This is a genomic window from Altericista sp. CCNU0014 (assembly GCF_044923475.1).
Taxonomy (GTDB): domain Bacteria; phylum Cyanobacteriota; class Cyanobacteriia; order Thermosynechococcales; family Thermosynechococcaceae; genus JAAURS01.
The window spans coordinates 4,298,402-4,324,622 of record NZ_CP137338.1 but is presented as its reverse complement, the minus strand read 5'-3'; the positions used below and the strand labels follow the sequence as shown (position 1 = coordinate 4,324,622).

29 protein-coding genes are annotated in these 26,221 nt (G+C 51.5%); 12 read left to right on the top strand and 17 right to left on the bottom strand.

Annotated features, from left to right (window positions below; translation table 11 throughout):
- Nucleotides 1–16: 16 nt before the first annotated feature.
- The 5 genes from R6H26_RS20640 to R6H26_RS20620 all read right to left on the bottom strand — a co-directional run bounded on the left by R6H26_RS20640 (nucleotide 17) and on the right by R6H26_RS20620 (nucleotide 2,728).
- Nucleotides 17–466 carry a hypothetical protein gene (locus R6H26_RS20640; RefSeq protein WP_404785149.1) on the bottom strand — a complete coding sequence of 150 codons (450 nt, stop codon included), beginning with the start codon at nucleotides 464–466 and terminating at the stop codon, nucleotides 17–19.
- A gap of 166 nt (nucleotides 467–632) precedes the next feature.
- Nucleotides 633–1,025, bottom strand: coding sequence for a hypothetical protein (locus R6H26_RS20635; protein ID WP_404785147.1), 393 nt, complete (start codon nucleotides 1,023–1,025; stop codon nucleotides 633–635).
- A 36-nt stretch (nucleotides 1,026–1,061) separates the two neighbouring features.
- Nucleotides 1,062–1,427 (bottom strand): hypothetical protein, encoded by a 366-nt coding sequence (locus R6H26_RS20630; protein ID WP_404785146.1) that lies wholly within the window; start codon nucleotides 1,425–1,427, stop codon nucleotides 1,062–1,064.
- A 178-nt stretch (nucleotides 1,428–1,605) separates the two neighbouring features.
- On the bottom strand, nucleotides 1,606–1,959 hold the full coding sequence (locus R6H26_RS20625) for a hypothetical protein (protein ID WP_404785145.1): 354 nt from the start codon (nucleotides 1,957–1,959) through the stop codon (nucleotides 1,606–1,608).
- A gap of 268 nt (nucleotides 1,960–2,227) precedes the next feature.
- Complete coding sequence (locus R6H26_RS20620) at nucleotides 2,228–2,728, bottom strand: DUF4112 domain-containing protein (RefSeq protein ID WP_404785143.1); 501 nt, start codon at nucleotides 2,726–2,728, stop codon at nucleotides 2,228–2,230.
- A gap of 194 nt (nucleotides 2,729–2,922) precedes the next feature.
- On the opposite strand from R6H26_RS20620, the gene R6H26_RS20615 reads away from it, so the two are divergent.
- Nucleotides 2,923–4,509, top strand: coding sequence for an IS5 family transposase (locus R6H26_RS20615; protein WP_404783413.1), 1,587 nt, complete (start codon nucleotides 2,923–2,925; stop codon nucleotides 4,507–4,509).
- 110 nt (nucleotides 4,510–4,619) lie between these two features.
- On the opposite strand, the gene R6H26_RS20610 is transcribed toward R6H26_RS20615, so the two are convergent.
- Nucleotides 4,620–5,147: a rhodanese-like domain-containing protein gene (locus R6H26_RS20610; protein WP_404785141.1), complete on the bottom strand. Its 528-nt coding sequence runs from the start codon at nucleotides 5,145–5,147 to the stop codon at nucleotides 4,620–4,622.
- A 526-nt stretch (nucleotides 5,148–5,673) separates the two neighbouring features.
- Here R6H26_RS20610 and R6H26_RS20605 point away from each other — a divergent pair.
- Genes R6H26_RS20605 through R6H26_RS20595 form a run of 3 tightly spaced genes read left to right on the top strand, consistent with a single transcriptional unit; the run spans nucleotide 5,674 to nucleotide 11,008 of the window.
- Nucleotides 5,674–7,953 carry an ATP-binding protein gene (locus R6H26_RS20605; RefSeq protein WP_404785140.1) on the top strand — a complete coding sequence of 760 codons (2,280 nt, stop codon included), beginning with the start codon at nucleotides 5,674–5,676 and terminating at the stop codon, nucleotides 7,951–7,953.
- The gene (locus R6H26_RS20600) at nucleotides 7,950–8,435 is read left to right on the top strand and encodes a response regulator (RefSeq protein WP_404785138.1); all 486 of its coding nucleotides are present in this window, start codon (nucleotides 7,950–7,952) and stop codon (nucleotides 8,433–8,435) included. Before R6H26_RS20605 ends, R6H26_RS20600 begins: the two co-directional genes overlap by 4 nt.
- Nucleotides 8,432–11,008, top strand: coding sequence for a response regulator (locus tag R6H26_RS20595; RefSeq protein WP_404785136.1), 2,577 nt, complete (start codon nucleotides 8,432–8,434; stop codon nucleotides 11,006–11,008). The genes R6H26_RS20600 and R6H26_RS20595 overlap by 4 nt, the downstream gene beginning before the upstream one ends.
- 25 nt (nucleotides 11,009–11,033) lie before the next feature.
- Here R6H26_RS20595 and R6H26_RS20590 read toward each other — a convergent pair whose 3' ends face one another.
- Both R6H26_RS20590 and R6H26_RS20585 read right to left on the bottom strand, forming a co-directional pair.
- On the bottom strand, nucleotides 11,034–11,576 hold the full coding sequence (locus R6H26_RS20590) for a DUF2267 domain-containing protein (protein ID WP_404785134.1): 543 nt from the start codon (nucleotides 11,574–11,576) through the stop codon (nucleotides 11,034–11,036).
- 45 nt (nucleotides 11,577–11,621) lie between these two features.
- Complete coding sequence (locus R6H26_RS20585) at nucleotides 11,622–12,263, bottom strand: HdeD family acid-resistance protein (RefSeq protein WP_404785132.1); 642 nt, start codon at nucleotides 12,261–12,263, stop codon at nucleotides 11,622–11,624.
- 248 nt (nucleotides 12,264–12,511) lie between these two features.
- On the opposite strand from R6H26_RS20585, the gene R6H26_RS20580 reads away from it, so the two are divergent.
- Together R6H26_RS20580 and R6H26_RS20575 are read left to right on the top strand one after the other, a co-directional pair.
- The gene (locus R6H26_RS20580) at nucleotides 12,512–13,036 is read left to right on the top strand and encodes a DUF2231 domain-containing protein (protein ID WP_404785130.1); all 525 of its coding nucleotides are present in this window, start codon (nucleotides 12,512–12,514) and stop codon (nucleotides 13,034–13,036) included.
- A gap of 125 nt (nucleotides 13,037–13,161) precedes the next feature.
- Nucleotides 13,162–13,506, top strand: coding sequence for a hypothetical protein (locus R6H26_RS20575; protein WP_404785129.1), 345 nt, complete (start codon nucleotides 13,162–13,164; stop codon nucleotides 13,504–13,506).
- 147 nt (nucleotides 13,507–13,653) lie between these two features.
- On the opposite strand, the gene R6H26_RS20570 is transcribed toward R6H26_RS20575, so the two are convergent.
- Nucleotides 13,654–14,472 carry an alpha/beta fold hydrolase gene (locus tag R6H26_RS20570; RefSeq protein WP_404785127.1) on the bottom strand — a complete coding sequence of 273 codons (819 nt, stop codon included), beginning with the start codon at nucleotides 14,470–14,472 and terminating at the stop codon, nucleotides 13,654–13,656.
- Nucleotides 14,472–15,197, bottom strand: a complete 726-nt coding sequence (locus R6H26_RS20565; RefSeq protein WP_404785125.1) for a lysophospholipid acyltransferase family protein — start codon at nucleotides 15,195–15,197, stop codon at nucleotides 14,472–14,474. Before R6H26_RS20565 ends, R6H26_RS20570 begins: the two co-directional genes overlap by 1 nt.
- Nucleotides 15,198–15,759: 562 nt before the next feature.
- On the opposite strand from R6H26_RS20565, the gene rsfS reads away from it, so the two are divergent.
- The 5 genes from rsfS to R6H26_RS20540 all read left to right on the top strand — a co-directional run bounded on the left by rsfS (nucleotide 15,760) and on the right by R6H26_RS20540 (nucleotide 20,147).
- Nucleotides 15,760–16,170 carry a ribosome silencing factor gene (gene rsfS, locus R6H26_RS20560; RefSeq protein ID WP_404785124.1) on the top strand — a complete coding sequence of 137 codons (411 nt, stop codon included), beginning with the start codon at nucleotides 15,760–15,762 and terminating at the stop codon, nucleotides 16,168–16,170.
- Between the two features lie 123 nt (nucleotides 16,171–16,293).
- Nucleotides 16,294–16,623: a DUF6825 family protein gene (locus tag R6H26_RS20555; protein ID WP_404785122.1), complete on the top strand. Its 330-nt coding sequence runs from the start codon at nucleotides 16,294–16,296 to the stop codon at nucleotides 16,621–16,623.
- Between the two features lie 66 nt (nucleotides 16,624–16,689).
- Nucleotides 16,690–18,408, top strand: a complete 1,719-nt coding sequence (locus tag R6H26_RS20550) for an ABC1 kinase family protein (protein ID WP_404785120.1) — start codon at nucleotides 16,690–16,692, stop codon at nucleotides 18,406–18,408.
- Nucleotides 18,409–18,416: 8 nt separating this feature from the next.
- Nucleotides 18,417–19,196, top strand: coding sequence for a Stp1/IreP family PP2C-type Ser/Thr phosphatase (locus R6H26_RS20545; RefSeq protein WP_404785119.1), 780 nt, complete (start codon nucleotides 18,417–18,419; stop codon nucleotides 19,194–19,196).
- 54 nt (nucleotides 19,197–19,250) lie between these two features.
- Nucleotides 19,251–20,147, top strand: a complete 897-nt coding sequence (locus tag R6H26_RS20540) for an LD-carboxypeptidase (protein ID WP_404785117.1) — start codon at nucleotides 19,251–19,253, stop codon at nucleotides 20,145–20,147.
- Here the strand turns inward: R6H26_RS20540 and R6H26_RS20535 are convergent.
- The 5 genes from R6H26_RS20535 to R6H26_RS20515 form a co-directional block, all read right to left on the bottom strand.
- The gene (locus tag R6H26_RS20535; RefSeq protein ID WP_404785116.1) at nucleotides 20,127–21,041 is read right to left on the bottom strand and encodes an alpha/beta fold hydrolase; all 915 of its coding nucleotides are present in this window, start codon (nucleotides 21,039–21,041) and stop codon (nucleotides 20,127–20,129) included. The genes R6H26_RS20540 and R6H26_RS20535 overlap by 21 nt on opposite strands.
- A 125-nt stretch (nucleotides 21,042–21,166) precedes the next feature.
- The gene (gene hpxO, locus R6H26_RS20530) at nucleotides 21,167–22,342 is read right to left on the bottom strand and encodes an FAD-dependent urate hydroxylase HpxO (protein WP_404785114.1); all 1,176 of its coding nucleotides are present in this window, start codon (nucleotides 22,340–22,342) and stop codon (nucleotides 21,167–21,169) included.
- 70 nt (nucleotides 22,343–22,412) lie between these two features.
- Complete coding sequence (gene puuE, locus R6H26_RS20525; RefSeq protein WP_404785112.1) at nucleotides 22,413–23,321, bottom strand: allantoinase PuuE; 909 nt, start codon at nucleotides 23,319–23,321, stop codon at nucleotides 22,413–22,415.
- 55 nt (nucleotides 23,322–23,376) lie between these two features.
- Nucleotides 23,377–23,787 (bottom strand): gamma-glutamylcyclotransferase, encoded by a 411-nt coding sequence (locus R6H26_RS20520; protein WP_404785110.1) that lies wholly within the window; start codon nucleotides 23,785–23,787, stop codon nucleotides 23,377–23,379.
- Nucleotides 23,788–23,818: 31 nt separating this feature from the next.
- Complete coding sequence (locus tag R6H26_RS20515; RefSeq protein ID WP_404785108.1) at nucleotides 23,819–24,550, bottom strand: GntR family transcriptional regulator; 732 nt, start codon at nucleotides 24,548–24,550, stop codon at nucleotides 23,819–23,821.
- A 241-nt stretch (nucleotides 24,551–24,791) separates the two neighbouring features.
- Between R6H26_RS20515 and R6H26_RS20510 the strand changes: the two genes are divergently transcribed.
- Entirely contained in the window at nucleotides 24,792–25,349 is a 558-nt protein-coding gene (locus tag R6H26_RS20510) for a DciA family protein (protein WP_404785106.1), read from the top strand.
- Here R6H26_RS20510 and R6H26_RS20505 read toward each other — a convergent pair.
- Together R6H26_RS20505 and R6H26_RS20500 are read right to left on the bottom strand one after the other, a co-directional pair.
- Nucleotides 25,346–25,756 carry a hypothetical protein gene (locus R6H26_RS20505; RefSeq protein ID WP_404785105.1) on the bottom strand — a complete coding sequence of 137 codons (411 nt, stop codon included), beginning with the start codon at nucleotides 25,754–25,756 and terminating at the stop codon, nucleotides 25,346–25,348. The two genes, R6H26_RS20510 and R6H26_RS20505, sit on opposite strands and share 4 nt — an antisense overlap.
- A gap of 138 nt (nucleotides 25,757–25,894) precedes the next feature.
- Nucleotides 25,895–26,056, bottom strand: a complete 162-nt coding sequence (locus tag R6H26_RS20500) for a hypothetical protein (protein ID WP_404785103.1) — start codon at nucleotides 26,054–26,056, stop codon at nucleotides 25,895–25,897.
- Between the last annotated feature and the right edge of the window lie 165 nt (nucleotides 26,057–26,221).

Below are 26,221 nucleotides of genomic sequence, written 5' to 3'. Positions count from 1 at the left end.
ATTTTAAATTAAGTTATTACCGCACCTGTATGACTAAAACCTGGTCGATCGAGCCGTTTCCGCCCATCTGTTGGCTGACGCGGTTATTAGGACCGATCAATTCAACATTGACGGAACTGCTCGCAGGACTGTATTTGCCCGAAATGGCGATCGTGTTCTTCCCTGTTTTAAGGCTGGGTGCTAGATTGATGCGAGTAGGCGTGCGACCGAGTTTTTTGATGAGCCTGCCATTGAGTCTGATGCCTCCCGTCACCTGGGTTAGCGCTCGAGAAGTGCTAATGCTCAAAATCTGAGGCTGTTTGAGCTCGGCTGCATTGAGGCTGATGGCTGTCGATTGCATTTGTTGGCTAACGGCAACAGCCTTTGTGGGAGAAAAATCTAACTTCCACGCAGGCAATTCTATCGATAACAAAACGCAGGCAGAAGAGGCGATCGCAATAGATTTCAGATAGATTGCTTTACTCATTTCATTCCAACTCAAACGACTAACGCAGCCGCGTACGCTACGCAGCTTTTCTCAGTCCGCCAACAGAATTTCTCATGCTTTTTTAGAATGAAATCTACTGCTTCGTAGGGGCACGAGGTCTTGCACCCCTACGGCAGAGTTGGCAGTTTTCACTTCAGAAATCGCCCTAGCGACGAACTCGATCCATGAAATCCGAATCGTAAGCGGGGTTGTATACGTCAACTTTTACGCCGACAGGGACTTTAATGACTGGTCCCCCAGGTCCTCTCCCATCATCTCCGCTCACGCTTTGACGACTATTGCGAATTTGATTCACGCGATCGGCATTTCCCGAATAAACTTGGGTGCCTGTTTGCGTGATAGCGTTTCCGCTACAGCGCCCTGGACTTTGCATATCCACGTTATTTTGTTGATTGGCAGGATTCTTACCGCGGATTGCAACCTGCACGCCTACATCGGTCATCACGCATTGAGCTGAGGCAGGTGTTGCCCATCCAGCAAACATCGCGGGAATGGATAAGAAACCTAAAAGACTTAAAGGCAGTCCCTTCAAATGCATCGTGTTTGCCTCCTTAGTAAAAAGAAAAAGCGGCAGCTAGTTACAGACCGTTGAAGAACTGTAAGTGCTCGAACCATAACTGCTGCGGCTATAGCTGTAGCCTTTACACCTTCCGCGGTAGCCCCGGTAGTAGCGATTGCGCAAACTCGGTCGATACCGTCTGGTTGAGTAGGGGTAAACGCGTGGAATGACTCGATCTAAATCCTCATCGAAATCAGAATCGTAGTCGTCGTAATAAGCGTCGCGGACTGCTTTTTTATTGCGAATGTAAACTTGACCGTCTCGATCGATGACAACTCGCGAGCTGCCGGACTTGATGTCTACACTGGCTGCTGTTGCAATTCCAGGGAGGAAGGCTAGCGTAGCAACCATGAAGAGTGGAATGGTCTTTAGAATTAACACGATCTTATGCCTCCGCTATCCCTAGAATTCTGTGAGGGTAGTATCCATAAATTTCTTCTAGAGATTTCCAGTAAATTTATTTAAAGCATAGGGCTGTTAAGAGCGCAAGATCGAGTCTCTTAACAACACCTATCTTCAAATATTGCAGCGAGCAAAATCAGGAGGTTAGAAACTAGCTTTAACGACGGTAGTAGTCATCGCCGGATCGCATGCGACGATTATTCATGCGCTGTTGAACGTTAATTTGGTTGGAACGCTGCTCGATACCGTTTCCGTCGCCCACTGTTGCTGCAGCTTGATCGACTTGCTGTAGGTTATCTTGCGTGCCACCAGAACCACCGCGACCGCGATTCTTGAGCTGCTGAATGCTCATCTGATCGCTTTGCTGATAGATGTAGTTACCGTTTCCAACTGCTCCAGCACTTTGATTGGTGACTTGAGTGTTGACTTGTTCGTCAGCCCGTACAGGGGTGCTCGCAAGGCTGAGGGCGGCAGTCAAAAGAAGACCTAGGCTGAAAATATTCTTCCGCATGATTTGGAACCTCCAATTTAGCCAGACTTTACGTAGATGAATTTCAAAGCATCTTCTCGAAACACTAGAAAGTTAAGTTGCATGAGAAATTCATCGGGTTTCTGTTTAACAGATTAGAGGTCTCAAAACAGCATGTCAGTCCCAGGCTGTGTAGAAGTTCAAATTGATTGAGGGGGACATTAATAGAATTAAGTGGAAAAAATCTAGATGCGGTCGGCCCAGCCAGGATATAGTGTTCCGAGATCTACGTCATGTTAGCGAGACAGCCTCAGTTTGGCAAAGCCTGCACTATCAAAGCCAATACCGTTATTGCAAAAATCAATAGCAAAACGAACGCGGTTAACATCCCACCAAATAAAAGCCATAGGAATCGTCGATCCGCGCCACGACTTTTGATGGGTTCCCGCAGGTACGATTCGAGAAGGTTGACATTTTTAGTATTCGCTTTCCACGTTATGTCAAAAAGATCGCCCAAAATCGGTACTGCCCCTACAAGGGCGTCAATGCCAATATTAAAGACCATCCGCAGCAAAATTGTCTTGGGTAGATTGAACTGCACCACTTGCCACAGAATATAAATTGAAATCCCTAGGCCCACAACATCGCCACCGACCGGAAGCAACCCTAACAGCGATTCTAGCCCTACTCGCCACTGTGTACCCGGAATGCCAAAAGCACGATCCCACAGATCGCTGACGGTTCTGAGGCGGGTTAGTTTTTGAAGCTGTACTTCATGAGGAGTAGACGGATGCGCGGTCAGTTTTGACATCTTAGACACTGCGCCAACAACTTGCTAAAAACAGTGCAGTAGGCAAATGATATCACCTACTGCATCAATTCCTATTTAGGGCTTGCTGAAAAAGTATAGAACGTAGGGATTACAGTTCATCTGTCCGAACAAGGGGGTTGAAAAGTGCAAGAAAAAAGGCGAAAAATAGTCAAACCCCTTGCACTTGAGTCGGCATGTATCGGACTTCACCCCCAGGCCAACTGTCCTTTGAGAACTTCTACCTGCCCTTCGGCGGCAAATTGTCCCGTGACAATCGCTGGGTAAAGCTGGCTAAACTCATCCCGTGGGAAACAGTAGAAGCGAGTTATGCCGACCAGTTTAGTGCCACGATGGGCGCACCAGCCAAACCGTTTCGAGTCGCATTGGGAACCCTCATCATCAAAGAGAAGCTCGGCACCAGCGATGAAGAGACCGTGGAGCAGATCCGCGAGAACCCATACTTGCAGTACTTCTTGGGATTTAGCGAGTATCGGGATGAAGCGCCATTTGACTCATCCCTGTTGGTTCACTTTCGCAAACGCCTGAGTCTGGAGCTAGTGGGTCAGGTCAACGAAGCCGTCGTGCAGAAGATGCAAGGAGTGGCAGAAGCTACTGAATCACAGATGGCGGTATCGAGTGAAGCAGCATCTGAATCAGACCGTGATGACGATGAGCCACCCTCCCCCAATCAAGGGCAGCTCATCTTAGATGCGACCTGTGCCCCTGCGGATATTCGCTACCCGAGCGACTTGAGCTTATTGAATGAGGCTAGAGAGCAGAGCGAAGCCATCCTAGATGCCCTCTACGTCCAAGTGAGCGACCAATTTAAGACCAAGCCTCGCACCTACCGAAAGCTCGCGCGCAAAGCGTATCTATCCATCTCGAAGCAACGAAAACCCAGCCGTCAACTCAGGAGAAAAGGGATTCGTCAGCAACTCAACTATCTGGGTCGCAATCTCAAGCATATTGATATCCTCATAACAGCTGGGGCATCCTTGGCACAACTGAGTCGGCGTCAGTATCGCCTGCTGTTGGTCATCACTGAAGTCGTCAGGCAACAACGAGCCATGTTTGACGCCAACATCCGTCGCATCGATGACCGGATTGTGAGCATCGCCCAGCCCCATGTGAGGCCCATTGTGCGTGGCAAAGCAGGCGTGCCCGTGGAGTTTGGTGCAAAGCTATCGGTCAGTTGTATCAACGGCTGTGTGTTTCTAGACCGGCTCAGTTGGGACAATTTCAATGAGTCGACCCATCTCCAAGACCAGGTGGAAGCTTATCGGGCTCGGTTTGGCTGCTATCCCGAGTCGGTTCATGCCGACCAGATTTATCGCACTCGCGCCAATCGCAGTTGGTGTAAGGCGCGTGGTATCCGATTGAGTGGCCCGCCTTTGGGCAGGCCGAAGCAAGACCCATCGGTGCAGGCTCAACTCAAGCGACAGGCGCGTCAAGATGAGAAAGTCCGGGTCTGGATTGAAGGTAAGTTTGGTCAGGCCAAGCGACGCTTTTCTCTGGCACGGGTGATGGCGAAATTGGCCCACACGGCTCAAAGTGCCATTGCGATTACGTTTCTCGTGCTCAATTTGGAGCGTTGGCTCGCTGGGCTCTTAGCCTTGCTTTTTTGGCTTTTCGATCTGTGTCTGCAAGTCCTTCATGGCGGGATGGAGCGTGACGAAGCCGCTCAGCTGACGATGGGAGAATCGATGTCCTTTGTGTCCATTACTGAGCATTCATATCCAGCTATGTCTGAATTGGCGATCGCGTTGCCAATCTCAGTCTGAAATGACTTTTTCAGCAAGCCCTATTTAGATCGAATGTGACAGATATTTTCGAATGCAGAGAGCGGGTCTAAAGCACATCAAACTGCGAAGTTGACGAAACGAGCTGAGCTCTATTGCATTACCCGTGCGTTTTGCTGCTTTTTCACGGCCTTCATCGCTCGCGCGTTTTTTCTCTCCTCTTCAAACTTCTTCAAGCGCGTCACCACGTTGAACGAATCGGGGTGGGGACCGGCTTCTTCAACTGCAATTCCCTCAGTTGCACCGCCGATTGAGTTCCAAGCATCAAGTCCGCCTTGCACCTCGGAAACTTTATAAAATCCAGCGCTTCGCAAGTAACCCGCTGCTATCGCTGTTTCTTCATCCGTCGCGCCATAGATATAGATGTCACGCTCGGGTTCTAGACCGAGGTTGATGCCTTGCTGGAGGCGATCTACAGGGGCGTGCATGGCACCCAAAATGTGAGATGCGTCAAATTCGGCCCGGCTCCTAACGTCTAAAATTGTCAGTCCCGGTTCCCCCCAGTCTAGACGCCCTTTTAGATCGGTTGGTTGAGATTTCTCATACACCGTTGAAGTTGCAGGAGTAAGACTATTGAGTCCTTGCTTGACTCTGCTAAAAGGGTTAGAAGTTTTCGTCACGATCTATCTCCTTTTTTGTTTGAACGCTCAGCGAGAGAACGTTAATTACTCTTGTTGAGTCTAACGAGCTACTCAGCCTCAAGCCTGTGTCTGAATGTAGACATTACAACTCCCACTATTGACTGACCGTTGATAACTTAACTCAAGCATTTACTGCTCCACGATAGTTTAAAAAGTTCCACAGACATTGCACTAGCTCCCGTTCATCTGAGCGCGATCTGGCCTTTGGCACGGGCGCTCAATCGCACGCCGAGCGCCCGTGCCGAAGCCTCGCTACCCGATTTGGTCGCAAAAATGATGCCTTAGCCTCAAACCAGTTAAAATCATCCTAAAGGGGTAGAAAAAAATCTCTATTAAGTATTAGATCCTATATAGGTAAACTGTGGTAGATTCTGTGGCTTTATCTAAAACCGTTCTAGGAATAAAAGGCGGTAGGGATCAAATAACCTGGCGTCCGTGCTTTGTTTAGCGAGCTTTTTCCCTAAAGATCGGTAAACTGTTTTACTCGAAGTAGTGCGAACGATTTATGACCCATCAGGCGATTGAACTCACCCAAGCCATCGATCTGACCAATTGCGATCGCGAACCCATCCACATTCCAGGCATGATTCAACCCCATGGGGTTCTGTTGGTTCTCCAAGAACCCGACTTCAAAATCGTTCAAGTCAGCAACAACCTCTTCCAATGGCTGGAACAGCATCCCCAGGATTTATTAGACAAGCCCCTATCAAACCTACTTTCCCCTCAACAAGTCGAAACCGTCCGGCAGTGCTTGAGCGAAGACTTCGAGCGCGTCAATTCCCTTGATATTTCGATCGAGCGTCAAAGCAAATTACTCCTGTTTGATGGCATCGTTCATCGCTGCAATTCGCTGATTGTTTTGGAGTTAGAACCCAAACAGGCGAACCAGAAATCGGACTTCTTTGAATTTTACCGATCCGTAAAAGGGATAGTTACCAAAATCCAAAAAGCTCCCACCCTCCTGGACATGTGTGAGGTCGCGGTCCAAGAAGTGCGCAAGATTGTGGGATTCGATCGCGTCATGGTTTATCGATTTAACGCGGAAGGTGCCGGACAGGTCATTGCAGAAGATCGAAGCGACCATTTGACCTCCTATCTAGGCCTGCACTATCCCCCCAGCGATATTCCCAAACAAGCCAAGCAGCTTTACAAACTCAACTGGCTGAGGCTGATTCCCGACGCTGCCTACGAGCCGGTGGCATTGCTGCCCGCGCTCAACCCGTTGGACGATCGCCCGACGGATCTGAGTTTAGCCGTGCTGCGCAGCGTCTCTCCAATTCACCTGGAGTACCTCAAAAATATGGGGGTGGGAGCCTCCATGTCTATTTCCCTCATTCAGGATCGAAAATTATGGGGACTGATTGCCTGCCATCACTCTACCCCTCGCTACGTACCCTACACAGTGCGCACTATTTGCGAATTTGTGGGCCAGGTGGTGTCTGTAGAATTGGCAACCAAAGAAAGTCATGAAGACTTGGACTACAAAATGAAATTGAAGTCGTTGCAAAGTCAGTTTGTAACATCGCTATCTCAATCCAAAAATTTCTTAGATGGATTAGTCCAGCTCAATTCAGACCTGCTCGACCTCGTGGGGGCAACCGGAGCAGCAATTTGTGCCGGAGAGCACATCATTTGTATTGGCAAAACGCCGCCGGAAGCCGAACTATCTGCGCTACGAAACTGGGTCGTAACTGAGATTCAATACAATCTGCTACATACCCGATCGTTACCCGAGCTATATCCAAGGGCAGCCTCATTTAAGGCGGTTGCTAGCGGCTTGTTAGCCCTAGAAATATCCAAAATCAACCAAAATTACATTCTTTGGTTCCGTCCAGAAGTGATTCAAATCGTTGACTGGGGTGGCAATCCCAACAAACCAGTGGAAGTTTCGGCCAATGGCGAGGTGTATTTATCCCCGCGTAAGTCCTTCGAACGATGGCAAGAAACGGTACGGGGTTGCGCGCTGGCTTGGAAACCCTGCGAGATCGAGATCGTCTCCGAACTGCGCAGCTTAATTGTCGGCATGATTCTGAGTCAAGCCGATGAAATGGCAAGGGTCAATCTCGAGCTAGAACGCAGCAATACCGAGCTGGATGCCTTCGCCTACGTTGCCTCTCACGATCTGAAGGAACCGCTGCGCGGAATTCACAACTACTCTAATTTTTTAATGGAGGACTATGCAGATATCCTTCCTGAGGAAGGCGTTGCCAAGTTGCAAACGCTGGTGCGCCTCACCCAGCGCATGGAAGATTTGATTAACTCGCTCCTGCACTATTCTCGGCTAGGACGTACCGAGCTGACGCGGCAGCCCGTCAATCTCAACGATTTGGTCAGGCAGGCGATCGATACTTTAAAGATCGGTCACCCCCAGCAGTCGATCGAGTTTCGGTTGCCCCAACCTTTGCCGATCGTTGAGTGCGATCGCACCCAAGTCAACGAGTTATTGACCAATTTGATTAGCAATGCCATTAAATACAACGACAAAACCGAGAAGTGGGTAGAAATTGGTTTTATTGAATCGGAAACTGCACCGCGAGAAGGGATTATTCCCTATGCCTTTTACGTCCGCGATAACGGCATTGGCATTCCCCAACAGCATTTAGAACGGGTTTTCCAAATCTTCAAACGACTGCACGCCCAAGGGGCTTATGGAGGGGGTACCGGTGCGGGTTTGACCATCGTTCAAAAAATTGTAGAGCGCCATGGCGGAAAAGTTTGGGTGGAATCCACATCCGGCGAAGGCAGCACATTCTACTTTACCCTGTCGGCAGCGCCAAACTCATGACTGGATCTTCTGTCCTCTCTACCTCGAAATTTCCGCCCTTACTGATCGTTGAAGATAGCAACGAAGATTTTGAGGCGTTCGAGCGCTGTCTCAAGCAATATTCTTCAGCGATCCCGATCTATCGCTGCACGGATGGCGATCGAGCATTGGCGTTTCTCTACCGCACCGATTATTATACGAACCCCGAGACGTCTCCCCGTCCGGGACTGATCTTGCTAGATCTCAACTTGCCGGGAACGGATGGGCGAGCGCTGCTGCATTGCATCAAGCAGGACGATCGATTGCGAGCGATTCCAGTGGTTGTCTTTACAACCTCTAACAATCCCAAAGACATCGAAGCCTGCTACCATCAAGGTGCGAACAGCTATATTATCAAACCCATGGATTTTAAGCTGTTAAAGCAAAGCATTCAAACATTGCTGAGTTACTGGTTGGAAATCACAGTGCTTCCTTTGGATGGATTGGAGGACGGTCGCTTATGAGTCCAATCGAGCGCGCTGTTTTGATCGTGGACGACAGTCCCGAAGATATAGAACTGTATCGGCGGTATTTGAAACAGGATCGAGAATTTCGCTATACGATTCTGACGGCAGAGCTGGGACGGGAGGGATTGACACTGTGGCAGCGCCACCAGCTGGATATCGTGTTGCTAGACTACCAATTGCCGGACTTGGACGGTCTAGAATTTTTGGCGGCTTTACAAACCCAATCCTCGCAGGCCCATTTACCGGTTATCGTGGTGACCGGGCAGGGAAATGAGAAAATTGCCGTTCGGTCCATTAAAGCAGGCGCGCAAGACTATCTCGTCAAGGGACAAATCACTGCAGAGAGCTTGCAAGTAGCGGTAAATGGGACGATCGAAACCGTACAGTTGAGCGATCGATTACAACATCGCATAGAGCGAGAGCGGGTGATCGCGCAAATTACCCAGAAGGTTTATCAGTCGCTAAATCTAGATGAAATTTTGTCTATCGTCGTCGAAGAAGTACGACAGTTTCTCCGAACCGATCGCGTGGTTGTTTTTCAATGGGAGTCTGACGGAAAAGGAGTCGTGAAAGCGGAATCCGTCGGGTCAGAGTGGGTCTCTATACTGTCCGAGCAGATTGACGATCCTTGTTTTGTCGAGAGTTATATCGAAAAATACCGACAGGGAATGGTGACTGCAAGAGCAGATGTTTGCGATGGCAATGTCGATCCGTGCCATGTGCAGCTCTTGACTCGATATCAAGTCAGGGCAAATTTAGTCGTTCCTATTTTGCATGAAGATCGATTTTGGGGAGTGTCGATCGCTCATCATTGCGCCGCTCCTCGCCAATGGCAACCCTTAGAAATTGATTTGCTGCAACAATTATCAACGCAAGTCAGCGTTGCGATTCGACAAGCGGAGCTTTATCGGCAAGCCCAATACGAGCTTGCCGAGCGCAAACAGGCAGAGGAAGCGTTGCGAGAGAGTGAGGAGCGGCTGCAATTGGGGATTCAAGTTGCAGGGGTTGCCCTTGCTAAATTTGATTACGCCTCAAACAGGGTTGAGCTAACACCAGAAGCCGCTGCTTTATATGGCCTTCCCCCAGATGAGTTGATCGTTGCTCGCGATCGCATCCACGAGACATTTCACCCCGACGAGCGGGCAGCGCTAGAGCAAATCATCGAGCGGGCTCTGGATCCAGCAGGCTCCGGTTGGTTTGCTCACCACCATCGCGTGGTTTGGCCAAATGGCGAAGTACGCTGGTTGAGCGTGCGAAAACAAGTATTTTTTGACCGTTCCAATCGCAACCCGCGTCCGAACTACGCTATTCTGGCTGCGATCGACATTACCGACCAAAAGCAGTCCGAAATTCAACGCGATCGCATCCTCGAACTAAAGCAAGCAGCTTTAGCAGAATCGGAAAGGGTCAACCGCATCAAAGACGAATTTTTAGCAGTGCTTTCCCACGAGTTGCGCTCGCCGCTCAACCCCATTTTAGGCTGGACTAAAATGCTCCAAACTCGCAAACTCAGCGAAGCTAAAGTCGCCGAAGCGCTTGCCACCATCGAACGCAATGCTAAAGCGCAATGTCAGCTCGTGGACGACCTCCTCGATATGGCTCGCGTATTGCGCGGCAAAATGACGCTCAATGCAGTGCCCGTCAACTTATTACGAGCAGTCGAATCTGCGATCGAGACGGTGCAGACTGCTGCTACTGCCAAATCAATTTCGATCTGTCCGGTATTGGTCGATATCGGACAAGTTTCTGGAGATGCCGTTCGGCTGCAGCAAATCGTATGGAACTTGCTCTCCAATGCCGTTAAGTTTACGCCCCACGGCGGGCGAATCGATATCCGACTGGAGCAGATAGAACGCCAAGCGCAGATTACGGTGACAGATACGGGGGAGGGTATCAATCCCAATTTCTTGCCCCATATTTTTGAGTCTTTCCGCCAAGAAGATGCGTCTGTCAGTCGCAAACACGGCGGGCTTGGGTTGGGCCTGGCGATCGTCTATCAACTGGTCGAAGCCCACGGCGGCACGATTTCCGCTCGCAGCCTGGGTGAAGGGCAAGGTGCTACCTTTACGGTCAGGCTGCCGCTGTCAACCGAAGCACCGCTAAGGAATTCACCGATCGATCCAATCGACCGGAAGGGCAATTTAGTCGGCATTCGGGTCCTCATCATTGATGACGAACCAGACAGTCTCGAACTCGCAGCGGAAGTTCTAGCCCAAGCAGGCGCGGAAGTCAGGACTACTGGCGTTGCAGCCGAGTTTCTATCGACTTTGGTGTCGTTTCGACCCGATATTGCAATCAGCGATATTGGTATGCCAGATGTAGACGGCTACACGTTACTCAGGATGATCCGTTCTTTACCGCCTGAGAAAGGAGGACGGGTCCCGGCCATCGCCCTGACTGCCTACGCAGGTGAAAAAAATCGGCAAAAAGCCATTGCAGCGGACTTCCAAAAACACGTTTCAAAGCCTATCGAACCTAACCAATTGGTTGCAGAGGTTATCGACTTGCTGAACGCAGAGGCGAAAGACCGATGCCAACAGGGCGAGTTCGCGAAAGCCATGAAACACTAGCATGGATGTCCGCGCTGCGACGGTCTCAAGCCCCAACCCAAAGTTCCCGAACCCTTCCAGGTAAAAAACTTTCAACTTCTTGAATTCTTTCTGGCGAAAGGTTCTCTTTAGTTGCAGAAAAAACAGCTTTGACCACCCTCTCGCGATCGACTGTCGGTGGCACTCCTCCTTCATTTGCAACTCGGGATAAAAAGCGATTGTCATCAATTCCTGAAAGGCCAGGACCGTTTAACGGAGGACGCAGGCGACTTAAAAACCCAACGATTGGATTAGTATCTTTCCAAAGATCCGAGATTTCCATCTGCAATGCCTTTTCATCCGTGGGCAATGCTTTTTCATGGAGCTCGCCTTCAACGCGATCGGAGGCTTCCGTTGTCATCAAATCGCGCACCACTCTAAAAACGACCTCTGTTAAATCGCGGGCATCGTAGGGATCTGCCAGCCCCCCTTCAACCATGACTTTTTCCAGAAAGGAACGGTGCTCGTCTGCAATTGCAAGTCTCGGATCTTCAACTTCAGTGGGATCGATTTCTGGGGTATTGATATTTTTGATATCTGTATTATCCATTGCCTATATCTCCCGATCGAATCGCAAATTAAAATTTAGGAAAACTCAGCTAGAAATAGGAGTCTCCCCTTGATTAGTTGAATCTGATTCAGTACTCTCGATTTCTGAATTGGAGGGACCCATCCCCAGAGAATCCATACTGTTATCTCGACCGTTTAAAGACAACATCAGACGAGAAATTCCTGAAAATAAAATGCTAACCCCTAGTAAGGTCCCAAGAAGCCACGGTGCGTTGGAGGGCCATTGAAACCAAACCAAACCTCCCAAAAAAAGCGTGATGATTCCATTGACCAAAACCCAAGTCCAATTGGACTTGGGTCGCAGCCGAAAGGCTAGAAAAAGCTCGAAGGTTCCTTCAGTAAGAAAGAAGCTCCCCAACAACAATGTTAGCGTCAACAGTCCCGGCAACGGGTAAAACAGCAGCCCTATCCCTGTTGAAAAGTATAGAATGCTGAGCAAGATTTTTAATACGAATCCACTTTCTTGGCGACCTTGCAAAGCATATACAAATTTTGCCGCACCTGTAGAAATTAGAATCAAAGCCAGCCAGGTTTCTGCTACGAGGCTTGAAAATGCAGGAAGCATAATTCCCAACACGCCCAGAACGATCAGAAGAGCACTGGTGAGAATTGAAACATCAATTTTTTTGTTTGATTGTTTGGAATCTAGAAAAATATTTTGAACCATGACCGCCCTCCTTTTATAAATTCACTTCGATCAGGTTAGATAATTTCTCTTGAAAGAGAAAACGTCTTAAGATAGATTTTCGACCCGAGCTTCTTACTAAATATGAATACAAAGACTCACTTTTCTACACCTTTGTACGTACAAATTCTAATCTGGACATAAAATATGTATTTTGATAGATGCAGTCAATCTAGATTAGAACGTCTTATAGCAGTGTGTACGGATTAAACTTAAACCGGAGAAGGAAAGTGACACAAGTTCCTAACATTCCGCCACTAATCGAGAGCGAACCTAGAGACTTTGAAGATACTGGTATAACCAGTACGGTTTCGGTAGCCGGACATCCTCTCCATCCCCTTTTAGTGACCTTTCCAGTTGCTTTTCTAGTGGGTGCGGCTGCAACAGATATAGGCTTTTGGTCGAGCAACGATGCGTTTTGGGCAAGAGCCTCATTATGGTTGATCGGAGCTGGTTTCATCACTGGTATCGTTGCTGCATTGACTGGCATACTGGACTTTCTAAAGATCGACCGCGTGCGCAAGCGGAGTGCTGGGTGGGTTCATTTATTTGGGAATGTAGCTGCGCTTCTCATTACCTTGGTAAACTGGATTCTCCGGTACAGCAACCCCGTTGAAGCTGTAATACCGCAAGGTATTGTTCTTTCCATATTGGTGTCTGTAATTCTGGGTGTTACGGGTTGGTATGGAGGAGAACTAGCCTATCGCCATAAAATAGGCGTGGTTGGCCGAGGGAGCCGTCGCGAACCATCCTGAAATTCATTCCTAGAAAGTGCTAATCGTACTTCTGGTTCTGCAAAGTCTCTCGTTCGAACGAGCGCGTCAATGATGCTTATCTTTTAGATTCAAGGGAGTTCAATCCTCACAGTAGGTTTGCTCCCATGAAGAATATATCTGAACCTGAAAAATCAACTCAGAAACCCGATCGGGTTGATTCCGATCTGCTGACCCAGAATGGAAAAATCGACGTCAACAAGGCACACCTGACCGCTAACCCTGGCGATCGCATTTCCGACGAGCCTCAGACTGTTGAAGAAAAGAAAAATCAGTTAGCAGTCGACTCTGGAGATATTACGGGCGAGCACCTCAAAGTCCCTACCTATTTTGTCTTCAAAATACCTGGCAAACCCGATAAGGTCCTTCACCATGTCAAAGACGCGCAGGAAATCTCCGACATGATTCGACTGGCTCGCGTCGATGAGAACGGAAATAGAGTTTGGTGGTAAGCTAAAATCGGCGCGCGCGCGGGCAATGCGTGTCTTAAAATAATCCTCTCTTTTAAGAGAGGATTTCTACTTTAAATGGTACGTAATTTTTTGTGATTTGTTAATGAAATTTATGTGTATAGAGTTTTCATTTAGAATACATAATAATTATTTTACTGAAGTAAGACTATCTACATTAACTTGAGGCAAAAAGTCTTGTTCTTGTAATATTCGATACAAGTTTACGTCTTTTTCTAGCAGGCAAGCGTGACCGCTGTTGGGCAGAATGAAAAGCTTAGCGTTAGGCAAAAGGCTGACCAAATGTCGAGCATCCGCGATCGAAGGTAAAAGGCGATCGCTTCCACTCGCGATCGTTAAAACAGGTTGCGTCAATCGATACAGGGGGAGATCGTCTACCTCAAAAGACTTTAATAAAGACAATCGCCAAGCCGAGGTTGCTTTAGGGATTTTTTTGATCGTATTCAAAAAGGTTCTCCGATCTTCTGGGGTAATCCGTTCTAGAGCCGCAAGGTATGGTAGCAACCCGACGGCTGAAAATTCAAAGAGAAAATCTGGAAACCACCGAATGACTTCCCCTCCCCACAGCATCCAAGGTCGGCGATGAAAAGAAGAAGCTGCATTGACGAGCACGATGCGAGTAAATAGATGAGGTGCTTGCAGGGCAACTTTCAGCGCCAAGCAGCCTCCAAAAGATTCTCCACATAAGTAGACGGGTTGCCCGACAGGTCGACGAGCCAACTCAGCTTCCACCAAAGCCACCACTTGTTTGGACAGTTCGTCCCAAGATGTTAAATCGTCGGGTGGAATTGCAAGGCACCTGACGTCAAATCCAGTTTCTAATCCTACCGTTTGAGTTCGGAGAAGCTGCCCCGTACCGTCCATCCCTGGCAGAAAAATGAAGAGTGGTTTGTCTGGGAAAAGGGCGTTAGGCGTTAGAAAGCAAACTTGACTTTTGAGTTTTGTCATTAATACACCCCCTCTTGGTGCAGTAACTGAGCTATTTCTTGCTGACAATACTGGGTCAACCGACCGACCATTGCTTTGCCCTGCTTCCCGCGATACTGCGCTTTATGGGTCGGAGTAATCCAGTAAGGATGCCCGATTGCAACTTTAACTTTATGATAGACAACTATCGGATGCCATCCCATTTGCTCGAACAAAGGCTCAGAGGGATCGAAAAAGTGCAGCAATGGAAGCGGTACGCCGAGATGGGTACTTTCGTCTTGCGAAATAATGGCGACAGGTAGAACGGCTAGCTTCGGCACGGGCGATCGCATTGCTAGATGGGCAAAGCCGCGTTGAAAGGGCGCGATCTCTCGCGGGGAGCTAGGTCTCACCATACGTTGCCCTCCTTCAGGAAAGACACCGACCAACTTTCGGGCTTGTAAAAAGCAATTCGCTCGGTCAAAAAAGCCTTGCTGGGATTGGTTGGGCGCTTCTAAGGGAAAGCACCCTAACGCCTGGACCGTTTCTCGCAAGACGGGAATTTGACTCATGTAATGATGGCAGGCAAATTGGATGGACTTGCTGAGCGCTGTCATTAAGAGGGGAGCGTCCATAAAGCTGCGATGGTTGCTCACGACCAAGATCGATCTGCTTTCAGGAATTCTATCTAAGTGGGCTAGTTTAACTTGAGTTCCCAAACCGTCTAAGAAAAGCCGAGAAAGCCCTAGCGGATCTTGAAAAAACATTTTTACTGATGACTCTACAGTCTTATTGATTGAGCTAAGCGCTGTTGCGCGAACTTTCCTCATCCAAACCGCGCGATACAGACAAACCCATCTGCTGCCCTCAGTTTTTGCTAAGGTTCGGTGCCGATCGAGATTTTTACCGCGCGCTCTTTTCCAAATTGGTATTGCTTTAGCAGCAAACCATCAAAACTCTGACGATTACTCGTACAGGAGGGTTCTATTGGCAGGACGTGCAGACAAATCGTTCGGACATTAGAGCTGGTTGCAGTGATTTGAAATTACACTAGCTAATATATCTAAATTTTAAAGATATTTAATAATCCAATAGATATAAGTTCCTCCAAAGTTGTCAGAGCGACGCACCCCCTCACTATCGTTGCTCAAGTAGCGGCGATTTGCTCTCTCTAGCCCCCTTATTTTTATGGCTGCCAACTCGCTCGGTCCGGTGCTGCTTTATTTGAAGTTACCTTTAGCTCAGCCCCCGATCGGAGCAATTGCTATATGCTGGAGATATTCTACTGCACACCTATTGGTTTAGCCCTTGATTTCAGAGCATCCTTTCTTGACAACTGCGAACCAGTCTGACTTTCACCCACAACAACCTCCTGCCTCTAGCAAAGCATTGGCCCTCACTCTGGCTGCAGCGGCAGATGAGCGCAAGGGTGGGGATATTACGATCCTAAATGTACGGGAGGTGTCCTATCTCACGGATTATTTCGTGATCGTCACGGGCTTTTCTCGCACCCAAGTCAAGGCCCTAGCCGATTCCATGCAGAAAGCAGCCGTGGAGCTTTGCCACCGCACGCCCGCTCACATTGAAGGTCAGTCCGAGTCAAACTGGATTGTATTGGACTACGGCGATGCGATCGCCCATATTATGATGCCAGAGGCAAGGCAGTTCTACAGCCTAGAAGCATTTTGGGGCCATGCGGAGCGGATACCCTTCCCGCTGCCCTCGGGCGTAGAGCTATAAAACGGTCGAAACAGTTGCCCAGTCAGAAGCTGGCCCATCAAAACGCAAAAAACTGCCAGCACAATATAGGGCAGGCGAGTTATAATTTTTGCGAAGCATAATCGTCTTTTGGCCACCCCAGACATGACTAATCCCCTCGTAAACGCCTTCTTTCTCGGTCGAGCCACTGCTGAGGTTCTTGCCGAAGAACTAGAGCACGGGCTAACTGACGTAATGAGCAATGTGGGCAAGTTTGACGCAGAGCAGCGCGAGCGGTTGCGGCAGTTCACCCAACAAGTTATGGAACGCGCCGAAGCAGAAGCCTCTAGTGCCTCTCAAGTCCGCCATGAAAGCGTGGCGACTCCCCCGACGGGCGGGCAGCAAGATCTCCAAGAAATTATTGACGAGCTGCGAGCGGAGATCGCTCAACTCCGCGCCGCTCTCCAGGACTATCGTCAAAAAACAGGGTCCTAAGTGCCTCAGTGGGAGCTTTTTTTTACAATTTAAACTGTCTTGACCGCCACTAGCCCAGGAACCCGTGTGTCTGCCCTTTCTTCTCCTACGGCGCTTGCCCTAAACACCCGTAGCGCCTACCGCTGGAATCGAGAAAATTATTCTCGGCATCGGCGCTTTGTCGATATTTGGGCTTTTGTCTTTCAGTTTCTGACTGCCCGCTGGCTGATGTCAAAGCCTTGGAGCTATCGAGGCGGTATGACTCCAGAGCGTCAAGCCGCCCGACGCCGGGCGCAGGCCATTTGGATTCGGGAAACGTTTTTAGAGTTGGGTCCCACGTTTATTAAGTTAGGGCAGCTCTTTTCAACGCGATCGGACTTATTTCCAGCAGAGTACGTCGAAGAGCTCTCCCTACTTCAAGATCGCGTTCCAGCCTTTAGTTACGAGCAGGTCGAGCGCACCATTTTCCAAGAGTTTGGCAAACCCATTCCCGATCTTTTCAACAGTTTCGATCCTATTCCTTTAGCGGCTGCTAGTTTGGGGCAAGTCCACAAAGCTCAGCTTCATTCCGGGGAAGAGGTGGTTGTTAAGGTTCAGCGTCCCGGACTTAAAAAGCTTTTCGATATCGACCTCAAAATTCTCAAAGGCATCGCCCAATACTTCCAGCGCCATCCAGATTGGGGTCCAGGCCGGGACTGGCTTGGTATTTATGAAGAGTGTTGTCGCATCCTGTACGAAGAAATCGACTACCTCAACGAGGGCAAAAATGCAGATACCTTCCGTCGCAACTTTAGAGCTTGCGACTGGGCTAACGTGCCTCGCGTGTTCTGGCGGTACGCTTCGAAGCGGGTCTTAACGCTGGAATACATGCCGGGGATTAAGATCAGCAATTACGAAGCCCTAGAAGCAGCAGGAATCGAGCGGAAGGCCGTGGCGCGCATGGGAGCGGAAGCCTATCTCCATCAGCTCTTGACGGATGGCTTTTTCCACGCCGACCCCCATCCCGGCAACATTGCGGTCAATTCAGCGGGAGAGCTGATCTTTTACGACTTTGGTATGATGGGTCAGATTCAGCCCCTCACGCGGGAACGATTGATGCAAACCTTTATGGGAATTGCCCAGCGGGACGCGAATCAAGTCATGGTTTCTTTGATCGACTTAGGAGCGCTAGCGCCAGTTTCGGATATGGGGCCCGTACGGCGATCGATCCAGTACATGCTGGATAATTTTATGGACAAGCCGTTTGAGACTCAGTCCATTACCCAAATCAGCGATGATTTGTATGAGGTTGCCTACAACCAGCCTTTCCGATTTCCGGCAACTTTCACGTTTGTGATGCGGGCGTTTTCCACTCTAGAGGGAGTTGGGAAAGGGTTGGATCCAGATTTTAACTTTATGGAGGTTGCAAAACCTTTTGCAGCGGAACTTATGACAAACGGCAATTTATCGGGACGGGACGATAACGGCGGGTTGCTGGGAGAACTTAGCCGTCAGGCAGCCCAAGTGGGTAGTTCTGCCTTCGGCCTCCCGCGACGCTTAGAAGATACCTTGGATAAGCTGGAGCAGGGGGATATTCGGGTGCGGGTGCGCTCCATCGAAACCGATCGCGCGCTTCGGCGGATCAGCAGCGTCAATATGGGAACCAACTATACCCTGCTGATCGGAACCTTCACCCTATCGGCTACTATTTTGTTGGTAAACCAGTACGTCTGGCTGGCGGCGATCGCCGCACTGCTGGCAGTCGGAATGGGCGTTGCCCTCGTGCGGCTCTTGCTACGAATCGATCGCTACGAACGGATGCTGTAATAAGACGAATGAAACTTCGGTTTGCTGGCTTAAGCGATAGGGGGGCGGTTCGGACCGCCAACCAGGACGCCTACTGTATAGACGACCCTCAAGGCCGCTTTTTTATCGTTGCAGATGGCATGGGCGGTCACGCGGGTGGGGAGGAGGCGAGTCGAATTGCCACCTTTGCGATTCAAGATTTTTTAGAAAAGAACTGGGGTTCGGAACTGGATCCTGCCGATCTTTTAAGAGAGGCGTTTGTGCGGGCCAATCAGCATATTTTGCAGACCCAGAAAGTTTCCCCAGAGCGGGCCGATATGGGGACGACCGCCGTTGCAGTCGTTTTCGCCGAGGATGGTTCTCCCTGGTGCGCTCACGTTGGAGACTCGCGCCTCTATCGTTTCCGGGATGGCGAACTCAAACAAGTCACGGAAGATCACACTTGGGTGGCCCAGGCCGTCCAAGCTAAAATTTTAACCCCAGCGCAGGTCCGGCTCCATCCTTGGCGGCACGTCCTGTCGCAATGTTTGGGTCGGGACGAGTTAAACCGAATTGACATCCAGCCCATCGACCTCCAGAGCGGCGATCTGCTGCTGCTGTGCAGCGACGGCCTTACCGAGGAGGTTGAGGACGAGGCGATCGCCCAGTTGCTCGAGAACAATCCCACTTGCGATCGCGCGGCGGATGCCTTGGTTCAGGAAGCGAAAGCAAATGGCGGACAGGACAACATTACGGTCGTGCTATTGGCGGTGGATGAAATAATGGATTCGTCCCGCGACGACCCCACCGTGGCGGATCTCAACCTTTAAACGAGTCCGCACGGACCGAGCCGACTTGCGCCACCCCACGATCGAGGCTATTGCATGAATGTTTGCAAGGTTCCCCCCCCGCTGCAACCCGGCGATCGCCTGTGGGTGACGATGCCCAGCGGCGCGCTCCGAGAGCCGACGGCCTTCGATCGGGGGCTAGAGGTTTGGCGATCGCGCGGGTACCAAATAGATCTGTGTCCCGCCTACGATCGCCAGTGGGGCTACCTCGCCGGAACCGATGCCGAGCGGCGGCAAGCCCTAGAAGATGGCCTTAAGAATCCTGCCTGTAAAGGAATTCTGTGCGGTCGCGGCGGCTATGGCGGTGCGAGGCTTCAGGAAGGTTGGCACTGGCCTAGGGTGGAGCCTAAATGGCTGGTCGGGTTCTCGGATGTCACCAGCCTGCTGTGGGGATTGGCCTGCCAAGGAATTTCCGGGGTGCACGGTCCCGTTCTGACGACCCTTGCCGAAGAACCCCTTTGGTCGGTCGAGCGCTTATTCGATTGGGTGGAGGGCCGATCTTTAGCGCCGCTCCAAGGAAACGGCTGGGGCGGCGGCACCGTCACGGGCCCCTTGCTCCCAGCCAATTTGACCGTGGCGACCCATTGCCTCTTCACCGCGCTCCAACCCGATTTGGACGGCGTTATTTTAGCCCTTGAAGATGTCTCTGAGGCTCCTTACCGCATCGATCGGATGCTCACGCACTGGCGCGCGAGCGGCACGCTCTCCAAGATCAAGGGGATCGCACTCGGTCGGTTCAGCCAGTGCGATGCTCCGGCGGGAATTGCCAGTTTGACGGTGGAGGAGGTGCTGCGCGATCGCCTCTCGGACGCGGGCATCCCGATCGTCTCAGAACTGCCCTTCGGCCACCAAGGCGAAAATGCCGCTCTACCCGTAGGGGTGCTTGCGACATTGGATGGCGATCGCGGGACGCTATCTATCTCCGAGGGCTGACGATCGAGACTCCTGTTGTAAAAACGTCTGGATGAGCGCCGCGACTTCAGCACCGTACTCTTCATGAAGTCCCAGGGAGCCTGGATGCGACTGGATCTGCGCGGAAGCAATGGCAGCAATGGCTTCCATTTCAGCCTTAGACTTGGGCGGGCTATCCGCGCCGATAACGACCAAACAGCGGGCGCGCAAACCCGAAAAAAGCTGTAAAAAGGCACCCCGATTGGTGACCGGATCTAGCCCCCCCGTGACGAAGGCCGCTGGGCCAAAGCGCGCTCCTCGCTGCTGAGTGGTGGCATATTTTGCAGCAATAAAGTCTGGCGTTAGCTTTTGAGCATCTGCAAAGACGTGACGACCGTACATCCATTTCAAAAACGAGGGCCGCGTGTTGAGGTAATACAGCAACTGACCGACCCATGGCGTTCTGACGAGCGTTTCAACACTGCGGGCGATCGCCTCGGATGCACCCATCGTGGGCAACGGTCCCCGCCAAGTGGGCGCGACGAGGACGAGTCTGGCCACTTGCTTGGGCAATCGCTGCGCTAATTGCAGCGCGTATCCGGCAGCGTGACCTGCGGCAACGACGGTCAGCGGTCGGTCGAAGCAAGCGGTCGCAAAATCCGGCAAGAAGGCTTCGTAGAGGACCGCGTTATAGGCGATCGCCGCTTTGTCGGATTCTCCAAATCCCGGCCAATCCACGCAGGTCACTTCGCAAGCAGCGCTTAGGATCTGGGCGACTGTTTCCCATTCTTTGCGGCTGGAGACCGTGCTGAAGGCAGGTAGGAGTAGAACGGGGGAGCCTTCTCCACGGCGATCGTAGGCAATGTTGAGGGTCTGGTTCGACCACTTCCATTCGTAGGTTTGGGTGCCTTCGGATGTCGGCACTGGAGTGTGCATGGTAGGGTCCTCATCGTCAGAGCAAGTTCTATTTTAATCCCGCAGCATTCGGCTGAGCGGATGCCAGCTTAAGTCTTTAAATCTAAGCCGCCAAATCTAAGCCGCCAAAGTGCAACAGGGCAATTTCAATAAAGCGGACCTGTTAAAATCGTGCGGCAAATCCCGTCGATAATACCCGAACCGTCCTCCTGTTTCAGATCTCGATACCACTGTAGAGTGCGAGCAGGGTCTTTGCCGTGGGTCAGCTCGGAGCGCTTCCGGGCGCGCAAAATAATGTCAGCCGTTCGGGCTTGGCGGAGCGCTTCGTAACGTTTTAAGGCATCGACAACGCCCAAATTATTCGTCACCAGGCAATTGGCTAGAACAAACGCATCTTCGATCGCCTGGGCACCCCCTTGACCCAGGTCCGGACAAGTGCTGTGGGCGGCATCCCCGAGGAGGGCAACGCGATCGCGTACCATTGTTTCCAACGGTTCTACATCGTGGATGGCAATGCGGTTGATTTTAGCCGGATCTAACCGCTGGATGAGCCGCTGCACCGGATCGGCCCAACCCTGAAAATGCCGCGCTAACTCCTCCCGCCGATCGGCCTGGAGAGGTTCGGTTGCGTCGGCCATCGGCACGTCAAAAAAGTAGTAAAACCGCCGTTCTCCATTGGGTCCGCCCACGGGCATGACGGAGGCGCGCTTGAATTCGCCGACGTGAAGCACCCAGCTATTGAGCGGCCCGAGATCTTCAGAGGCTTCCACGAGTCCGTTCCAGTTGACGTAACCCGCATAGCGGCGCGTTACAGACCGCCCTACGACGTACTGCCGAATTGCAGAATGGGTGCCGTCGGCCCCGATCGCTAAGTCGCCCGTCGCGATCTGTCCGTCGGCAAAGCTGGCGATCGCGCTGTCTGGGGTCTGCTGAATGTTGACGCACTTGGCGTTGAGGCAAACTTTGTCTGCCCCAAAAGTTTCTAGCAGCATCTGTTGGAGGTCGGTACGGGCGACGGGATAGGGCTGCTGCCCCACGCGTTCGACGAGGGGGCTGAGGCTGAAATCGGTGAGTTGTTCTCCGGTGTGGCTGTAGTAAGCCATCCGCTCCATTTGGCCGCCGATTTTAGCGATCTCCGCACCCAATCCCATGCGGTTGAGTACTTTCACACCATTGGACCAGAGCGAAATGGCCGCCCCCGCTGGCCGCAACTCGCTCGCGCGATCGTAAATTTCAACCTCGTAGCCGGCTTGCTGGAGGGCAATCCCCGTCGCGAGACCCCCCATTCCAGCACCAATAATTACAACCTTTAGGCGTTCCATGCTCGGTCCCTTTTAGATGAACAACGATCGGCAAAAAGAGACTTCTAGTTTGTTCTCAAGTATTTTGTCCTCAAGCAGGCGATTGGTATTGATGCCAATGGCGGGCAATATCGATGCGGCGGCACAACCACACCCGTTCGTGCTGCTGCACGTAGTCTAAAAACCGCGCCAGAGCGGCGGCCCGTCCGGGCCTGCCGACGAGCCGACAGTGCAGCCCCACGCTCATCATTTTGGGAGCCGTCTCCCCTTCGGCATAGAGCAGGTCAAAAGCGTCTTTCAGATAGGTAAAAAACTGATCCCCAGAATTAAACCCCTGGGCCGTCGCGAAGCGCATGTCGTTGTTGTCCAAGGTATAGGGAATCACGAGATGGGGCTTGCCATAGTCCCAAACCCAGTAGGGAAGGTCGTCGGCGTAGCTATCGGAGTCGTATAAAAAGCCGCCTTCTTCCACCACCAACCGCCGCGTATGGACGCTCGTGCGTCCGGTATACCAGCCTAGGGGACGCTGTCCGGTGACTTGGGTGTGGAGGGCGATCGCCTTTTCCAGATGCTCCCGCTCCGATGCGACATCGAAGTACGCGTAGTCGATCCAGCGATAGCCGTGACTCGCAATTTCCCAATCTGCTTCTTGCATTGCGGCTACGGCTTCTGGATTCCGAGCTAGGGCCAGTGCCACCCCGTAAACCGTCACCGGAATCTGCCGTGCCCCAAACAAGCGATGAAGCCGCCAGAACCCCGCCCTGCTGCCGTACTCGTAGCAGGACTCCATGTTCATGTGGCGCAGCCCGTGAAAGGGGGCCGCACCCACAATTTCCGACAAAAACGATTCGGAAGCCCGATCGCCGTGAAGAATGCAGGATTCACCGCCTTCTTCGTAATTGACCACAAACTGGACGGCAATGCGAGCCCGACCGGGCCATTGGGGATCGGGGGCGTTGCGTCCGTAGCCCACCATGTCCCGTGGGTAAGCTTCCGACATGGCTGTTACTGCCTCAAACAACTAAAGCTCGACCGAACTCAAAAAACTCGCGCGCTCAGCTCGCCATCGCCGCGGCCTTTTTATAGGCAGCCCACCCCCCGTAGTTAGAAATATCGGGCCAATCGTGCTCCACAATCAGTGCGTGGGGATACAGCATGGCTGTCAACACTTCTCCGTCTTCTAGCACGATGTCACCCGGATACATGTGAGGCGGTTCCGTCGAGATCAAATAGTCGTACTGGGCGGCGGTGAGTTCGTAGACCTCTCCCGGAATGCTAATGCCCCCGTCCTCCACCTCGTAGATAGCAGGATGCCACCCATCCACCGCAGCATGCAGGCGATACTTGGGCCGCGTCGCAGCTTCGCGCAAAAAAACGGCTGACTGAAGATTTTGGTGGTCGGGCTGTCCGCGTAGCGCGGACCCACAAATAAAAACGCGCTTGGAGTCAGAGGTGGAAATTGTCATAGAGGTAGGGCGCTAAATAAAAATAAACGGCTTATTTGGCCAGTACGGAATCCTCTTGCGAGGACATCAGGCTACCGTCCGAGTGCAGGTGGCTCATCTCTAGAATGACCCGTTCCTTGGCGGCAGCTAAATGACTCAGAATTGCCTGCGTGGCCGCCTTGACGTTTCGCTGGGCCACAGCTTCGTAGATCAGGCGATGCTCGACGCGGATGTTAAGGACGCTGGGGTTGTGCTGCATGGTCTGAATGCGAAGCAGCATCATTTTGTCGAAGACCTGATCGAGCAAGGAGCGCAGCCACAAGTTCCCCGAACTTTCCGCGAGGAGGCGATGAAAGCGATAATCTAAATCTAAAAGCTGAAAATTAGTGAGCTGAGAGGCTTTTTCTTGTGCCAATTTTTCAGCCTGGGCGACCATCAAACTCAAGCTGTAAAGTTGCTCGTCCGTAGCGTTTTCGCAGGCTTCGATCGCGGACTGATGTTCCAAGGCCATCCGGCAGTTATACAGTTGAATGGCATCGGCTTGAGAGAACGTCGCGACGCGCAAGACGCTATCCCCATCCACCACCACCAAGTCTTCATTTTGCAACTGTCGCAATGCTTCGCGGATGGGGGTTCGGCTCACCTGAAGTTTTTTAGCCAGATGGGTTTCGATCAGCCGCGCTCCCGAAGCCAATTCCCCTGACAAAATAGCGGAACGCAACGCTTGATAAGCTTGCTCTTGCAAGGATTGATTTCGTTGGAGCGATCGCAAAGACAAAGACAAAATAAAACTCCTATACTTTCAGGAGAAATGGGAATCATTTTTAATTCTAAGGTTTAACGCGCGCGTTCTATATCCCTTGTCTATCATTAGAGTATACAGTATACGATCGTTCATCGCTTAGAGGCGACAGGTAATGAACGATTATAGCGATAAGTATCGTTTTACCGTTGGCTGAGCTATCTTATTAGAGCTGTCTTCGCGCAGCCGTAACAAGCTCTCTCTGGCTCTTACCGATCGGACCATGCCCCTTGAAGGATTAAATGCTGTTTTGTCGCAGCTCAAGCAAACCCATTGGCGCGACCAACAATCCTTTGACGCGTTTGTGCGGTTGTGGCCCGAAATTGTCGGTGCCGCAGTGGCCGCGCAAACGCGTCCCGTCAAGCTCAGCACCCAAGGAATTTTACACGTTGCAGTATCGGGCGGTGCGTGGGCGCAGAATTTGGCCTTCGAAAGGGTCAGAATTTTAAAGAAAGTGAACGCGACCTGGCATGGATCCGTTAAAGATATTTATTTTTCTACCCGAGACTGGCACCGCAGCCCTTCTCCTCAACACCGCTATGCCTTGGATTTGAAATTGGTGTCGGCGGAATCGGCGAGCGGAAAGCCAAAGGCGCGATCGCAGCCCGCAGACGCGCGCGATGCTTTCTCGCGATGGTCTGTGGCCGTGCAGAAACGGACGAAAGGCAACGATCGCTGTCCCATTTGCCAATGCCCTACCCCCCTTGAGGAGCTCAGACGGTGGAATCACTGCGCGCTTTGCCTCAGTCGCGCTCCATCAGACTCCCGTTTGAGGCCTTAGGGCCGATCTAGGATTCGGGCGGCGGCGGCGTGCATGAGGGCAATCTCTGGATTGTGCTGGATCGCTAGATAGTAGCGCTGTTCGGCAATGGAACCGTCTGCTAGGGGGCTGAGCAAGCCCCGAACGTCAACCAAAATCGCTTCGGCAGGTTCGGACGTTTCTGGCTTTTTAGCACTCAGCAGTTCGTCAATGCGGACGATCGCCTGGGAGATGGGTCGCAGCCAATTAAAGCGCTCGTGCCCTAAAACGAGCTGAAAATACTCGCCTTTGGTTGCAATCGGCCCGTAGGCTTGCTCGTAAGCGCTCCGCTCCTGCTCCATCAATGCTTTGTGCAGGTTTAGCAGCAGGGGTCTCAGTTCGCGCAGGTGTTGCTGGAAGTGCTGTTCTAGGACGGGGTCGGAAGACATTGGACCTAATGGAGAACTAAATGGGGCAATAAATGGAGAGCAGCAAGAGAAGGCGGTAAGGGGGTTGGAAGCGAAGGACTCGCTCGGGGGCGGGGCGTCGGTGCGGCACCCCGTCCCGACGCGAACCGACGGAACGATCTAGGATTGGGCCGTTTCTCCAGGGGCAGTACGGGACTGCTGTTGCTCTAGAGTGGCGATCGCCGCATTAAGGGCAGCCAGACGGGTTTCTAGCCCGTCTCGCGACATTTTCAGGAAGTCAAGTTGGGCTTTGCGATAGTTATGCCGCGTGGCGGCATCCATAAAACAACAAAATGGAAACATAAGAACCATCCAACGCTATAACCACGACTCTTCTATAGTATGAAAAGATTTGTATCAATGGTGTCTCAGCAACGTCTCTCAGCGGGCCGGATAACCGACCTACGGGAAAAATGTTTGACCCGCGATCGGACCGTTCCTCGCGAC